Below are 14,064 nucleotides of genomic sequence, written 5' to 3' on the forward strand. Positions count from 1 at the left end.
GGCGGCCGAGGCCGGAGCGTAGGTGCTTCGCGGGGCCGCGGCGAAGCTGGCGCGAAGCGCGCTGATGGCACCACCGGAATCCGCCACGGCGGTTGCCGGCGTTGAACTGTAAGGCTGGCCGTAAGCCATGTAGTCGAGATCGCTTTGCGACGGCCCCATCGCAACCGGGCCGGTCGCACGCATGCAGCCCGACAGGGTGAGCCCGGCGAGTAGACAGACTAGTAGGGCGCGTACGCCTCGCATCGGAAAACCCACGGACAATAGTTGATTCCGATTAAGGACATTCATGGTTAACAAAGCATGACGGAGGCGGTTGCTCGGTCGCGGCCAGCAGTGAATCTTCCGAATTAACCCAGCGGCAACCTTAATGGAGTGTAATCGCCCGGTGTTCAGTAGAGTCGTGGCGTCCGCGGGAGTGTGCGATGCGTTTAGCGTTCTGGCGTGCAGACAAGGGCAGGGAAGTGGTCCAGAGGGCCGCCTCCAAGCCTGCGCCAGTCGCCTACCAAGCGGCCACCGCATCGGAATCCGGTGACCTCGATTTGCGGGCGATTGGTCAGACACTGGTGCGCAAGCGGGGCTGGATTATCGTTCCGACGGTGCTCGCCGCCGTGCTCTCGATCGCCGCCGTCAATCTGGTCACGCCGCGATACAAATCCGAAGCGCGCATCCTGATCGATGGGCGGGAAAATGTCTTCCTGCGGCCCAATGGCGAGCGCAACGAGGAGCGTAACGCGCTCGATCCCGAGGCGGTGACCAGTCAGGTCCAGCTGCTGTTATCGCGCGATCTCGCGCGCGAAATCATCAAGAAGAACAAGCTTGCGGAACGGCCGGAATTCGATCCGGTCCTGCAGGGGCTTTCACCCCTGAAGTCGCTGCTCGCATTGCTCGGGATTGGCCGCGATCCGTTTTCGCTGACCCCTGAAGAGCGGGTGCTGGACGCCTATTACGACCGCTTCACCGCCTACGCGGTCGATAAATCGCGGGTCATTGTCATCGAATTCCAGTCGCGTGATCCAGAGCTGGCGGCGCGGGTCGCCAATTCGATTGCCGACGGCTACCTGGTGCTGCAGCAGGGCGCGCGGCAGGATCAGGCTAAATCAGCCAGCCAATGGCTGTCCGGCGAAATCGACAATCTGCGCAAGAAGGTTGCCGACGCGGAATCCCGCGTCGAGGATTTTCGTTCGAAATCCAGCCTTTTTGTCGGCACCAACAATACCACGCTCTCCAACCAGCAGATGGGCGAGCTCAACACGCAATTGAACAATGCGCGGGCGCTGAAGTCCGACGCGGAATCGAAGGCGCGGCTGATTCGCGAAATGCTCCAGAGCGGCAAACCGATCGAGGCTTCGGAAGTGCTCAATTCCGAATTGATCCGCCGATTGTCGGAACAGCGCGTCACGCTTCGCGGGCAGTTGGCCGAGCAGTCGTCGACGTTGCTTGACGGTCATCCGCGTATCAAGGAACTGAAGGCGCAGCTTGCCGATCTCGACCGGCAGCTTCGCGAGGAAGCCAGCAAGATCTCGCGTTCGCTGGACAATGATTCGCGTATCGCCAGCGGCAGGGTCGAGGGCCTGAGCGCAAGCCTTGAACAGTTGAAGAAGCAGGCGAGCTCGACCAACGGTCAGGATGTCCAGCTTCGCGCGCTGGAGCGCGAAGCCAAGGCGCAGCGCGACCTTCTGGAATCCTACCTCGCGAAATACCGCGAGGCCAACACCCGCGAGAACATCGATGCCGCGCCGGCCGACGGCCGGATCATTTCCCGCGCCAGCGTTTCCAACAGTCCGGCCTATCCGAAGAAACTGCCGATCGTGCTGATCGCGACGCTGGCAACCCTGATGCTCTCCACCGGCGCGATCGTAACCGGCGAATTGTTGCGCATGACCGCGCCCCGCGCGGTGGCGGCCTTGACGTCGGCACCGGCAGCAGTTCGAATGCCGGCGGCTGCCGCAGCCGCACCTGCACCCGTCGCCGACGATCCCGCGCCGGTCTCCAGCGCGACCGCGCCGGACATCGTGACCGGGCTCACCGAGCTCGAGCGCCTTGCCGACAATTTGCGCCAGGCGCGCGCGGCGGCGCGCAAGATTACTGTGCTCGGCTCCGCCTCGAACGAGAGCATCACGCTGACGGCCTTGACGATCGCGCGCCTGATCGCGCGTCACGCAAAGGTCGTGGTCGTCGATTTGGCGGCGGCTTCGCCGACAATCTCGGCGGTATCGGTCGATCCGAATGCGCCGGGGTTGGCGGAATTGATGCTGGGCGAAGCCTCCTTTTCGCAAGTCATCACCAAGGATCGGCTTTCGCGGGTTAACCTCGTGAACGCTGGGCGTCCGGGATCGGACCGCGGATTGCTGCAATCGCCGCGGCTCGGTCTTGCGATCGATGCGTTGCTGCGGGTCTATGATCATGTGGTGCTGGACGCCGGTACCGCCTCCGACCTGCCTGCGGAGCTGCTGACGGCGCAGGCACAGGCCGTGGTTGTGCCGGACGCCTCGATGGCCGCGGACGCCCGCACGCTGATGTGCGATCAGCTCAGGGCGGTCGGCTTCAGCGAGGTGACAATGCTCAGCAAGCCCGTGCTGCCTTCCGATGCCGTTGACCCTGGCCCGCGGGTGGTGGCGGCATAGAACCTGCAAACCCGGATTCAAGTCCGGGCATATGCCTTTGCCGAATATTCGTTAGCGCCACGCGCTTCGCAGCCTCTGCGCCATGTGAAAAAGCGCCGGGGTCTTCTTCACCAGGTGCTTGGCGCGGTTGATGCCCGACATGGCGGCCGCCGCGACCGTGCCGCGCGGGCTGAGCGGGATGAAGCAATCGAACAGCGGCTCATCGCCCTTGCAGAACAGCCGCTTGTAATCGTCGGATCCGACCCCGAGATCGAGTGAGCGGTACCCGCGCTCGGCGTAATGGTCGACGATGTCGCGGATCAGGATCAGGCCCGGGCTGTGGCGTGCATTGCCCGATATCGTATAGGTGTTGAACATCATCGAAAAACGATGGCCGTCGGCGACGCCGGCGAAGATCGCGATGACCTCATTGTCGCATTCGAGCGCGTGAATGTCGATCACGTGACCGCCGCTGGCCAGCGGCACCACACAGGCGTCGCGGATAAAATCCTCGATGCCGGCTTCCGCGAATACGTTGGGCAGCTTCTGTTCCGCCATCCGCAGCGGCTTGATCCGGAAGAACGCATCGAGCAGCCGCTTGATCTCGGCGTCGGTGGTGGCGAGGCGGTAGCGATAGCCCGGCAGCAGCTTCAACTTGCGTTCCTTGCCCTTGAGGCGGCGGCGCAGGGAATGGCTGACCCGCGTGGTGGGCGACGCGCCCGCCACCATCGTCATCAGGGGACAGTCGTTGACCGAGGCCTGGCGCGGCAACAGCGCCATCGGATTCGGCAGATCCTGCCACCTCAGGGGCTGCTGGATAAACGCCAGTACATCCGCCGCGCCCCGCCCGCGTATGGCCGAAATCAGCGCGTCGAGATCGGCGCGGGTCGCTTCCGCGGCAAAATTCCGGTCCCACAGCGACATGTTGAAGGTCGCATGCTTACCGCCCATGAAGCGCGCGATGCGAATGCCGTGCGCTTGGCTGAGCGCGAGCGGAAGCAACAACAGCGGCCGAGCTTCGCTGTCACGGGCAACGACGATGAAAGGACGAAAGCCCTCGCGTTCTCCAACCCGCCGTTGCCAGGGACCAAGGAAATCGAACCGCTGATACGGCGTGGAGAAATGTTGCTGGCTTTCGAGGCCGCGCCAGATCGTCTCGGCCTGGCCAAGGTCATCGAGAAAATCGACACTGGCGATGCGGCTTGTTTTCGACCATGCTGGCGCATCTGCCGTCCGGCTTTCGATCACGGCAGCCATCGTCATTGCAAAACCTGTCTTCAGGGAATTATTTACATTTTTCAGCTTTGGCCGACCTTTGCAAAGAAATGTCAATAAAGAGTAATGACAATGCGGCCGCGGCGAGGTGGAGATCGCTGCGCCCGAGCATTATGACGGCTGAGTGGAAACCGGTTGGCGGTGTGAAGATGCTCCCGACAAGTAAGTCGAGCATTGGCAAAAACCTGCGTCCGCTTTTGCGGAATACGCGCTGAAAGGCGAGATGTTGCCATCCAACATCGGATTCTTGACGAGCCTGAGGCTGGAACTCGCTTATTTCAGCGGTCGCGCATGGCTGAAGCGACGCGGGGTCGGCGGTGCCGGCGTCGTTCTGCGGTTTGAGCGCGTCCGGCCACGGCGTGCGGCGCGTTTTCAACCGCTCAAATCCCACGAAATCACGCCGAGATTTCTCGATCGAACGATCCGGGCGTTGAAGCGCTGGAAGTACGATATCATTTCAATGGATGAGGTCTGCCAGAGGGCGGTCACGCTGGCTTCGCCGCGGCGGTTTGCGTGCCTGACATTCGACGGCGGCTATAAGGACGTGATGGCGTCAGCCTATCCGGTGTTATCGCGACATGGTGTTTCCTTCACCGTGTATGTGCCAACGGCGTTCCCCGACGGTATCGGCGAGGCCTGGTGGCTTGCACTCGAGCAAGTGATCGCGCGCGAGAATCGCCTGAGCCTTGTGATGGGCCGCGAGGAGAAGCACTTCGATATCGCAGGCACGGCCGAAAAATATCAGCTCTATAATTTTCTCTGGGGATGGATGCGCTCGCTTGCGCCGTCGGATCTTTCGTCCGCGATCAATGATCTCTGTACACGTTATTCGGTCGACCTAGCGGCATTGTCGCGGGAGGCATCGATGGACTGGATCGATCTGGCGAAGCTGGCGGCCGATCCGCTGGTGACGCTCGGAACTGCCACGGTGAACTATCCCGCTCTGTCGAACTTGCAGGATGCGGCCGCGCTGCGCGAAATGACGATGGGGAGGGCGGTCGCGCAGGCCGCGTTCCACCGCGACGTCAGGCATTTCGCCTATCCGTTTGGCGACCGCGGATCCTGGCGCAGACAACATGCCGTGATGGCCGAACAGGCCGGTTTCGCCGGCGCCGCATCCGCCATACCGGGCGTCGTCGAGGCGGAGGGGCGGAGCAATCTGCATGCGCTTCCGCGCATCAGTTGGGATGGCCGGCAGCGTTCGCTGCGCGTCATGCGGGTGATTTTGTCTGGCGCCGCGTTTCCCCAGGTGAGGCCAACCCGAAGCGGGTCGATCTAGGCATCCGGCCGCGACATCCAGCTGACGATCGGCATCGCCGGCAGCACCCATCCGATGCCGGCCACGACATAGAAGATGGCCTGCAACAGCCCCGAGTTCGCGAGCCAGGGCAGCTGCGCTACCGTCATTCCCGCGAGCGACCACACCACGACCAGCAATAATAACGCGATGGTTCCGAAGAATTTGCGGGTGCGTATCCTCATGAGGGAAATATGCGACTCGCTGCCAGTGCGCGCCTTGCGCGCGGGAAGGGGCGGACTATAAGGTGCGCGCGAATTCATTCAAGCGCAGCGTTGATGACCGGCATTCCCGCATATCAAGCCCCATACGATCGCCTGGTTCGCGGCTGGCTGATCTCGATCGCCGCGCTGATCGCGGTCATGGTGCTGGTTGGCGGCGCCACGCGCCTGACCGAGTCGGGGCTTTCGATCGTCGAGTGGAAGCCGGTCACCGGCGCGCTGCCACCGCTCAGTCAGGAGCAATGGACGCAAGCCTTCGACGCCTACAAGACCATCCCGCAATATCGCCAGCTCAACGCCGGCATGAGTCTCGATGAGTTCAAGACGATCTTCTGGTGGGAATGGAGCCACCGGCTGCTCGGACGCGTGATCGGCATGGCCTACCTGCTGCCGTTTCTCTGGTTCCTGTGGCGCGGGGTTCCGGGCGCGGGACTGAGGCGGCGGTTGTGGCTGATCTTCGGCCTCGGCGCGCTGCAGGGCGCGGTCGGCTGGTGGATGGTGGCGTCGGGACTTTCGCAGCGGGTCGAGGTATCGCAGTATCGCCTTGCCACCCATCTTGTGCTGGCGCTTCTGATCTTTGCGGGCATCGTCTGGACCGTGCGCCGGCTGTCGGGCAGAGCGCGGTCGGCGGCAGCTTCGCGGCTTAGGGTCACGTCCGTGGCGCTGCTGCTGCTGACGTTCCTGCAGCTCTATCTTGGCGCGCTGGTCGCCGGCCTGCGCGCGGGCAAGATCTACAACACCTGGCCGGACATCGACGGCGGCTTGATCCCCTCCGCGGCGCGGCTTTTTTTTGAGACGCCGTGGTGGCGCAATCTGTTCGACAACACGCTGACGGTTCAATTCGAACATCGCATGGTCGGCTATGCGCTGGTGGCGACGGCGGTTCTTCATGCGCTCGATGCGGCTCGCTCGCGGGCCGAAAGATCAACGGTCAACGGCGCCTTGTGGCTCGCGGCTGTCGTCATCCTGCAGGCGACGCTGGGCATTGTCACGCTGCTTAATCAGGTTCCGATGGATCTCGCGCTCGCCCACCAGGCGGTTGCGATTGCGGTCCTGACGCTTGCGGTCTTTCAGGCCGAACGACTGGCGGGGCGGCAAGGCGAGCAGGCGGCGCAAAAAGTGGCTCGGCCCGTCACTCAAACCGGCTGAATTGAACTATTCTAATTTTCAGCGCGCATGCATAAAGGCCAATTTTGCGGGACTTTCTCCGGCTTCGCGCCGATTGACAAAGTTGTGTGACGCGCTGCCGCTTTACTTCAAGCTTTTGGGGGATAAAACGAACCAAACACAGGTTCACCCATGTCGTCTGCATTCATACAGGCCGCCGTCATCCTGCTCCGCGAGGGGCTTGAAGCCATGCTGGTGATCGCCGCGCTGGCCGGATATCTGACCAAGGTCGGCGCCGGCCATCGCATCCAGGCGCTCTATGGCGGATCGCTGGCTGCGGTCGCGGCGAGCATCGTCGCCGCCTGGCTGTTCGCAGTCTTGAATTCGGGCGAACACAGCGACCTGCTTGAGGGCGCCATTATCCTCGTCGCCGCGGGCCTGATGCTTTACGTCAGCGGCTGGTTGATGGTGAAACAGGACCCGCGTGGCTGGCAGCAATACCTGGCGAACAAGGCGGACAATGCACTGGCGCAGGATACCGTCTGGGCGGTGGGCGCGCTCGCCTTCCTCGCGGTGTTTCGCGAAGGCGCCGAAACCGTGCTGTTCATCAACGCGCTCGCCACCACCGAGGGCGGCTGGAGCGCCGGCCTGTTCGCGGGATTGGGCGCGGCGACCGTCGGTCTCGTGGTGTTGTTCTATTTCATCAACCTGATCGCGCAAAAGATCCCGCTGCGGCCGCTGTTCATCATTACCTCGGCCTTTCTGTTCGCGATGGCGATCAAGTTCATCGGCGAAGCGGTGCAGGAATTTCAGGAACAGGCGCTCTTGCCGTTCACCGAACTGAAGAGCGTCGCATGGCTTGGCGCCATTGGATTGAATCCGACGGTGGAAGCCCTGTCCGCGCAGCTGCTGGTGATCGTGTTTGCGCTGGCGACCTATTCGGTGATCCAGCGCAATGCAAGGCTCGCGCGTGAGGACAAGGCCGCGATGCACGCCAAGCCGTGATCCCGGGAATCTCTAGCAGTAACCGTAGACGCCGCAGGCGTAGGGCAGGCGATTCCAGTAGCTGGTATAGGGGCCGCCGTAATAAGGGCCCTGATCGTCATAGGAATGGTTCGATCCGTAATAGCCGGGAAGCGTCGCTGATCCCGGAAGCATCGGCGTCCGGGGCGCCAATAAGACGCCGGGAAAGCCTTCTTCCGTCGGCGTGAAGAGAACGTCCGATTCTTCGACCCGGGCTGCGCGACCATGAGCGGACGGCGCTTTGCGGTAACCGGCGGCTCCCGATCCCGGCAGGTCGGCGGCAGCGGCGGACCCGACCGCAAACATCACGGCCATCAACGGCATCATCCAGCGCAGCATGGTTCCGCTCCGAATCAACAGAAGTTGATTCCATACCACTTAATGCAGGCGCGACGGTTAACGCCGCCCTCAATAGTGCGGGACCGCGCGACTTACGCGCTGAGCGCCTGCTCCAGATCCGCGATCAAATCTTCCTTGTCTTCGATGCCGATCGACAGCCGCACCATATCGGGGGCAGCGCCCGACTTGATCTTCGCGGCGTCGTCGAGCTGGCTGTGGGTGGTCGAGGCGGGGTGAATCACCAGCGAGCGGGTGTCGCCGACATTGGCGAGATGCGAGAACAGTTTCAGGTTCGACACCAGGTTGACGCCGGCGTCATAGCCCCCTTTGAGGCTGAAGGTGAACACCGCACCGGCGCCCTTCGGGGCATATTTGCGCGCGAGGTTGTTGTATTTGTCGCCCAACAGCCCGGCGTAGTTGACCGCGGCCACCGCCGGATGCGTCGACAGCCACTCGGCGATCGCCTTGGCGTTCTCGCAATGCTTTTGCATTCGCAGCGGCAGCGTCTCGATCCCGGTAAGGATGAGAAACGCGTTGAACGGCGAGATCGCGGGACCGAGATCGCGCAGGCCGAGCACGCGGCAGGCGATCGCAAACGCGAAATTGCCGAAGGTCTCCTGGATCTTGATGCCGTGATACTCCGGCCGCGGCTCGCTCAGCATTGGATATTTGTTGTCCTTCGACCAGTCGAAGGTGCCGGCGTCGACGATGATGCCGCCGATCGAGTTGCCGTGGCCACCCAGGAACTTGGTCAGCGAATGGACGACGATGTCGGCGCCATGGTCGATCGGACGGATCAGGTACGGTGTCGCCAGGGTATTGTCGACAATCAGGGGCACACCGGCCTTGCGGGCGACGGCGGCGACCGCCTCGATATCGGTAACGCTGCCGCCGGGGTTCGCAATCGACTCGATGAAGATCGCCTTGGTGCGCGGGGTGACCGCGCGCTCGAAGCTGCTGATATCATCGGGGTCGGCCCACGCTACATTCCAGCCGAAGCTCTGGAACGCGTGGGTGAATTGATTGATCGAGCCGCCATAAAGCTTGCGCGCCGCGATGAACTCGTCGCCGGGCCTGAGCAGCATCTGAAAGACCACCACCTGCGCCGCATGTCCGGAAGCCGTGGCCAGTGCAGCGGTGCCGCCTTCGAGGGCGGCGACACGCTCTTCCAGCACCGCCTGGGTCGGATTTCCGATCCGGGTGTAGATATTTCCGAACGCCTGCAATCCGAACAGCGATGCGGCATGGTCGGCATCGTTGAATACGAAGGATGTGGTTTGGTAGATCGGCGTCACCCGCGCACCTGTGGTGGGATCGGGTTGCGCGCCGGCGTGCACAGCGAGGGTGGAAAAGCCGGGGGGACGATCGGTCATACTTGCTTCCTGTTCTGCCTTATTTCGCAATCGCGTCGCCGCCATGCTGATGTCCGCGGCGTCCGCCGTCAAGGCGGCTTTGCGCTCTGCCGCTTGTTCGGAACGCTCGTACTTCGTCTTGCTGCGCTTGTGAAAGAAACGTTTCGCGTTTGCGTCAGGCGGGGTCGTTCTTGTTTTTCGCCGCGCGATCGGATGCCGTGGTTTCGCCGCCGCCGACGCTCATGCGGTTCAGGGAAAGCCGCATGCCCTGGGTCGGCATCGGCGCGCGTTTCGAACTCAGCGTTCGTGAATTCACGCCCATCCACGAGATTTCCGAGGACAGCCGGCCATATTCGATTTTCGGGCAACGGTTCATGACCACCGTGAGGCCGGCGGCTTCCGCCTTTGCGGCCGCGGCATCGTCGCGCGCGCCAAGCTGCATCCAGATCACTTTCGGCGGCGGCGTCATCTTCAGCGCTTCATCGACCACCGGCCCGATGTGGCTCGAGTTCCTGAAGATGTCGATCATGTCGACGGGGCGGCCGATGTCGAGCAGCGATGCGACAAAGGGCTTTCCGAGCAGGCTCTTGCCGACATGGCCGGGATTGACCGGAATCATGTCGTAGCCGCGCTGGGCGAGATATTTGAAGGCGAAGTAACTCGGCCGCACATTGACCGGCGACGCGCCGACCATCGCAATGGATTTCACGCCATTGAGGATCGCGCGGATGTAATTGTCGTCATAGGCGTCGTGGTTCATTTGCAGGCCATTCAATACGTCATTGCGAGGAGCCAACGGGTCCGGCCTTCGGCCGGCCCGATGACAGGCTCCGCGACGAAGCAATCCATTCTTTCTTTGTGCGGCACGATGGATTGCTTCGCTGCGCTCGCAATGAAGGCAACTACTTGTCCTGCCATTTCGGTTCGCGCTTCTCGATGAAAGCGCCGATGCCTTCCTCGGCGTCGCGGGCCATCATGTTTTCGGTCATCACCTCCGCCGCATAGCGGTAGGCGCCGGCCAGGCTCATTTCGGCCTGACGGTAGAACGCGGCCTTGCCGAGTTTGATGGTATAGGCGGATTTGAGCGCGACCTTTTGCGCCAGCGCGATCGCCGCATCCCGCTCGGTGCCGGCAGCCACGACGCGGTTGATGAGGCCGATATTGCGCGCGGTGGCCGCCGAAATCGGCTCGCCGGTCAGAAGCATCTCCATCGCCTGCTTGCGCGGAACGTTGCGCGAAAGCGCCACCATCGGTGTCGAGCAAAACAATCCGATATCGACGCCGGGCGTGGCGAACGATGCGGCTTCCGACGCAACCGCAAGATCGCAGCTTGCCACGAGCTGGCAGCCTGCGGCGGTGGCGACACCCTGGACGGCGGCGACCACCGGCTTCGGCAAGTGTACGATCGCCTGCATCATCGCGCTGCAGGCGGTCATGATCTCGGCAAAATAGCCGCGGCCGCGATCGGCGTCGGCGCGCCGGGCGGTCAGCTCCTTCATATCATGGCCGGCCGAGAAGGCCGTACCGTTGGCCGCGATCACCAGCGCGCGCACGCCCGCATCGTCATGAATTTCCCTGAGCGCCGCATCGAGTTCGGCGATCAGTCCCTCGGACAGGCTGTTTCGAGCTTCTGGCCGGTTGAGCGTGAGCACCGCGACGCTACCAAGCATCTCGCGCAGCAGGATCGGCTGACGCGGCGTGGCGGCGCGTGCGGTTTGGCTCGTCATCGAAACATCCACCTGATATCCACTTTAGATTCGCTCCATATACCCTTGGGCGGGAACAACAGCCTAATGTAACAAGCGGCGCGAGGCGAGACGAGGGCAGGCGAACAACATGGCAATTGCAAAAATGAGCGTGGCGGAGTTGGAGCGGTTTCTCCATGCCGAATTCCCGCAGGCCTTCAGCGGCGGCGATATTTCGATCGAAAGCGCGGATGGGACGAGCTGCCTGCTGCGGCAGCGTTACGGCGAACAGATGCTGCGTCCGGGCGGAACGATCTCGGGACCGACGCTGATGGCGCTGGCCGATTTCGCCATGTATGTGGTGCTGTTGTCGGCGATCGGTCCGATCGGCCTCGCGGTCACGACCAATCTCAACATCAACTTCCTGCGCAAGGGCGCGCCCGGGCAGGATGTGCTTGCGGCGGCGAGACTTTTGAAGCTGGGCAAGCGGCTTGCGGTTGGCGAAGTCAATCTGCTGACGGGAACGTCGCCCGATCCGATCGCCCATGTAACCTCGACCTATTCCATTCCAAATACTTGATGTTTTATATGGTAATATAACACCATATTTATAACTCATTGTTTTTACGTGAATATTTGCATCGCTGCGGCATTGACGCGCGCGCGGGACCTATCTAGAAATCCTCGCAGTTCGGCGCCGACGCGCGCCGGTCCCTCTCTCACGGATTTCCTCTCATGAAAACGTTTTCGGCCAAGCCAGCCGAGGTGACGAAGAAGTGGGTGTTGATCGACGCCAAAGGTCTGGTAGTCGGCCGGCTCGCTTCCCTGGTCGCGATGCGCCTTCGCGGCAAACACCTCCCGACCTACACGCCGCATGTCGATTGCGGCGATCACGTCATCATCATCAACGCGGCCCACGCCGTGCTGACCGGGCGCAAGCGCGAGAACAAGGTGTATTACCATCACACCGGTTTCATCGGTGGCATCAAGGAACGCACGGCCAAGTCGATCCTCGAGGGCCGCTTTCCCGAGCGCGTGGTCGAGAAGGCCATCGAGCGCATGATTCCGCGCGGACCGCTGGGCCGCGTCCAGCTCGGTAACTTGCGCGTTTACCCCGGACCGGAGCATCCGCACGAAGCCCAGCAACCCGAAACCGTGGACATTGCTTCGATGAATCGCAAGAACATGAGGGCCGCATAAGATGTCCGACACCATGCAGTCGCTCGATCAGTTGTCGCAGCTCAAGCCGGCCACGCCGGAAGCGCCGAAATACGTCAAGAAGGTCGACAAGCACGGCCGTGCCTATGCCACCGGCAAGCGCAAGGATGCGGTTGCCCGCGTCTGGATCAAGCCGGGCGCCGGCAAGGTCACCGTCAATACCCGTGAAGTCGAAGTCTATTTCGCCCGTCCGGTGTTGCGGATGATGATTCAGCAGCCGCTGATCGCCGCGGCGCGCGCCGGCCAGTACGACGTGATCTGCACCGTGGCCGGTGGCGGTCTGTCGGGCCAGGCGGGTGCCGTGCGTCACGGCATTTCGAAGGCGCTGACTTATTTCGAGCCGGACCTGCGCGGCGTTCTGAAGAAGGGCGGCTTTCTCACGCGCGACTCGCGTGTGGTCGAACGCAAGAAGTACGGCCGCGCCAAGGCGCGCAAGTCGTTCCAGTTCTCGAAGCGCTAACTGCTTCGTTCAAATTTGCCGCGAACGCGGCATATCCCGGAAACGCGAAGGCGCCCGCTTGCGGGCGCCTTTTCGTTGCGTATTTGCCGATGAGTTGACGCAGTTTTTCGTGAAAACTTGCAGCCGAGCGCAAACGGATTGCCAACGCGGCGGTCATAGCGTTTCAGGTGGCGACGGCGCCCGTTTCGATTTTCGCCGCGTCATGAATTCGGCATCACAATCACGCGGTGACCCCATGTCGCTCGATACCTCCACACTTTATCTCGTTGCCACCATGGTCGCAGGCTTGCTGGGATCCATGCTGCTGTTCTTCGGTAGTCAGGAGAATATCCCGGCGCTGAAATGGTGGGGAACCGCCTATCTGCTGGGTGCCGCGTCGGTGGCGCTCTGGACGCTGGCAGGCCCGATGCTCGGCCAAATGCTTTCGCTGGCGCTCAACGCCGTGGGCTTCGTCGCCTGCGGCATGGTCTGGAACGCATCGCGCGTGTTCCATGGCCGCAAGCCCAATCTGCCAGGGCTGGTTCTTGGTGCGCTGGCCTGGATAGCCGCCGTCATGACGCTGGCGCCCGACGCCTCCGCCATGCGCCTGACGATCGGTGCCGGCATCGTTGCCGTCTATGCGGCGCTGACGGCCACCGAATTGTGGACCGAACGCCGCAGGACGTTGCAGAGGCGCTGGCCGGCGAGCGCCGTCCCGGTGCTGCACGGTTTCGTGCTGATGCTGCCGATCCTGCTCGGCGACCTCCTGCACCCGCATGAAAATGCGTTCGACGGCAGCATCTGGGTGAAGGTGTTTGCGATCGAGCTGGTTCTCTACGCGGTCGGCACCGTATTCGTCATCTTCATGCTGGTGTCGGAACGCGCGGTGACCGTGCACAAGACCGCGGCCTCGGTCGATCCTTTGACCGGCATGTTAAATCGCCGCGGCTTTGCCGAGGCCTGCGGGCGTGTCATCGAGCGCGAAGCCAGTGCCGGCCGTCCGGTAACGGTGATGATCTTCGACATCGACCACTTCAAATCGATCAACGACCGCTTCGGTCACCCCGCGGGCGACGAGATTCTCAAACTGTTCTCCGCCGTCGTGGTCAACAATGTGCGCATCAGCGATCTCTCGGGACGCATCGGCGGCGAGGAGTTCGCGGCCCTGCTGCCGTGTCCGCTGGAGGAGGGGGTGATCGTCGCCGAGCGGGTGCGCGAGGCGTTCGAGGCTTCTGGAATCGTCGACGAGACCGGGCCGGTCGACACCACCGTCAGCATCGGCGTGGCCGGCGGGCCGGCCGGCACCGAACTCGAGGTACTGCTGGCGGCGGCCGACACCGCGCTCTACCAGGCCAAGCGCAGCGGCCGCAATCGGGTCGAGGCCGCCGAAGAACTGCCGCTGTCACTGGAAAACTGGCGGCGCAAGAGCGCAGGTACCGCGCGTCCATCGCAGCCCCAGCCTGGGGTTGCACGCCTCGCCTAGGGCCGGAGCGGCGGCATCGGTA

General features: G+C 62.7%; 15 protein-coding genes and 1 pseudogene. 8 read left to right on the plus strand and 8 right to left on the minus strand.

The genetic code is table 11. The features are described 5' to 3' along the window. Nucleotides 1-183, minus strand: a pseudogene (locus tag E8A46_RS10650) (polysaccharide export protein); the annotation flags it as partial. A 239-nt stretch (nucleotides 184-422) separates the two neighbouring features. Between E8A46_RS10650 and E8A46_RS10655 the strand changes: the two are divergent. After that, nucleotides 423-2,624, plus strand: a complete 2,202-nt coding sequence (locus E8A46_RS10655; protein ID WP_291560289.1) for an exopolysaccharide transport family protein — start codon at nucleotides 423-425, stop codon at nucleotides 2,622-2,624. 51 nt (nucleotides 2,625-2,675) lie between these two features. Here E8A46_RS10655 and E8A46_RS10660 read toward each other — a convergent pair whose 3' ends face one another. Further along, nucleotides 2,676-3,866 carry a GNAT family N-acetyltransferase gene (locus E8A46_RS10660; RefSeq protein WP_291560291.1) on the minus strand — a complete coding sequence of 397 codons (1,191 nt, stop codon included), beginning with the start codon at nucleotides 3,864-3,866 and terminating at the stop codon, nucleotides 2,676-2,678. Nucleotides 3,867-3,888: 22 nt separating this feature from the next. Beyond that, entirely contained in the window at nucleotides 3,889-4,254 is a 366-nt protein-coding gene (locus E8A46_RS10665; RefSeq protein ID WP_291560453.1) for a hypothetical protein, read from the minus strand. On the opposite strand from E8A46_RS10665, the gene E8A46_RS10670 reads away from it, so the two are divergent. Beyond that, a complete protein-coding gene (locus E8A46_RS10670; protein ID WP_291560445.1) occupies nucleotides 4,141-5,157 on the plus strand; it encodes a polysaccharide deacetylase family protein in 1,017 nt (338 codons plus the stop codon). The genes E8A46_RS10665 and E8A46_RS10670 overlap by 114 nt on opposite strands. On the opposite strand, the gene E8A46_RS10675 is transcribed toward E8A46_RS10670, so the two are convergent. Further along, nucleotides 5,154-5,360, minus strand: a complete 207-nt coding sequence (locus E8A46_RS10675) for a DUF2842 domain-containing protein (protein WP_291560293.1) — start codon at nucleotides 5,358-5,360, stop codon at nucleotides 5,154-5,156. The two genes, E8A46_RS10670 and E8A46_RS10675, sit on opposite strands and share 4 nt — an antisense overlap. Before the next feature lie 93 nt (nucleotides 5,361-5,453). Here E8A46_RS10675 and E8A46_RS10680 point away from each other — a divergent pair, with 93 nt between their 5' ends. Together E8A46_RS10680 and E8A46_RS10685 are read left to right on the plus strand one after the other, a co-directional pair. Continuing rightward, nucleotides 5,454-6,545 carry a COX15/CtaA family protein gene (locus tag E8A46_RS10680; RefSeq protein WP_291560296.1) on the plus strand — a complete coding sequence of 364 codons (1,092 nt, stop codon included), beginning with the start codon at nucleotides 5,454-5,456 and terminating at the stop codon, nucleotides 6,543-6,545. 150 nt (nucleotides 6,546-6,695) lie between these two features. Next, nucleotides 6,696-7,508, plus strand: coding sequence for an FTR1 family protein (locus tag E8A46_RS10685; RefSeq protein ID WP_291560298.1), 813 nt, complete (start codon nucleotides 6,696-6,698; stop codon nucleotides 7,506-7,508). Nucleotides 7,509-7,520: 12 nt separating this feature from the next. Here E8A46_RS10685 and E8A46_RS10690 read toward each other — a convergent pair whose 3' ends face one another. The 4 genes from E8A46_RS10690 to E8A46_RS10705 all read right to left on the minus strand — a co-directional run bounded on the left by E8A46_RS10690 (nucleotide 7,521) and on the right by E8A46_RS10705 (nucleotide 10,944). After that, on the minus strand, nucleotides 7,521-7,865 hold the full coding sequence (locus E8A46_RS10690) for a hypothetical protein (RefSeq protein ID WP_291560300.1): 345 nt from the start codon (nucleotides 7,863-7,865) through the stop codon (nucleotides 7,521-7,523). Between the two features lie 92 nt (nucleotides 7,866-7,957). Further along, nucleotides 7,958-9,238, minus strand: a complete 1,281-nt coding sequence (locus tag E8A46_RS10695; protein WP_291560302.1) for an O-acetylhomoserine aminocarboxypropyltransferase — start codon at nucleotides 9,236-9,238, stop codon at nucleotides 7,958-7,960. 154 nt (nucleotides 9,239-9,392) lie between these two features. Continuing rightward, nucleotides 9,393-9,977, minus strand: coding sequence for a CoA-binding protein (locus tag E8A46_RS10700; RefSeq protein ID WP_291560304.1), 585 nt, complete (start codon nucleotides 9,975-9,977; stop codon nucleotides 9,393-9,395). 142 nt (nucleotides 9,978-10,119) lie between these two features. Next, nucleotides 10,120-10,944 carry an enoyl-CoA hydratase gene (locus tag E8A46_RS10705; RefSeq protein WP_291560307.1) on the minus strand — a complete coding sequence of 275 codons (825 nt, stop codon included), beginning with the start codon at nucleotides 10,942-10,944 and terminating at the stop codon, nucleotides 10,120-10,122. Between the two features lie 109 nt (nucleotides 10,945-11,053). On the opposite strand from E8A46_RS10705, the gene E8A46_RS10710 reads away from it, so the two are divergent. From E8A46_RS10710 to E8A46_RS10725, 4 genes are all read left to right on the plus strand, one after another. Continuing rightward, nucleotides 11,054-11,482, plus strand: coding sequence for a PaaI family thioesterase (locus E8A46_RS10710; protein WP_291560310.1), 429 nt, complete (start codon nucleotides 11,054-11,056; stop codon nucleotides 11,480-11,482). 155 nt (nucleotides 11,483-11,637) lie between these two features. Beyond that, nucleotides 11,638-12,102, plus strand: coding sequence for a 50S ribosomal protein L13 (gene rplM / locus E8A46_RS10715; RefSeq protein ID WP_291560312.1), 465 nt, complete (start codon nucleotides 11,638-11,640; stop codon nucleotides 12,100-12,102). Nucleotide 12,103: 1 nt separating this feature from the next. Then, nucleotides 12,104-12,580: a 30S ribosomal protein S9 gene (rpsI, locus tag E8A46_RS10720; protein ID WP_291560314.1), complete on the plus strand. Its 477-nt coding sequence runs from the start codon at nucleotides 12,104-12,106 to the stop codon at nucleotides 12,578-12,580. Between the two features lie 235 nt (nucleotides 12,581-12,815). Next, on the plus strand, nucleotides 12,816-14,042 hold the full coding sequence (locus tag E8A46_RS10725; protein ID WP_291560316.1) for a GGDEF domain-containing protein: 1,227 nt from the start codon (nucleotides 12,816-12,818) through the stop codon (nucleotides 14,040-14,042). The last annotated feature ends 22 nt before the right edge of the window (nucleotides 14,043-14,064 follow it).

Source organism: Bradyrhizobium sp. (assembly GCF_004799445.1).
GTDB lineage: Bacteria > Pseudomonadota > Alphaproteobacteria > Rhizobiales > Xanthobacteraceae > Bradyrhizobium.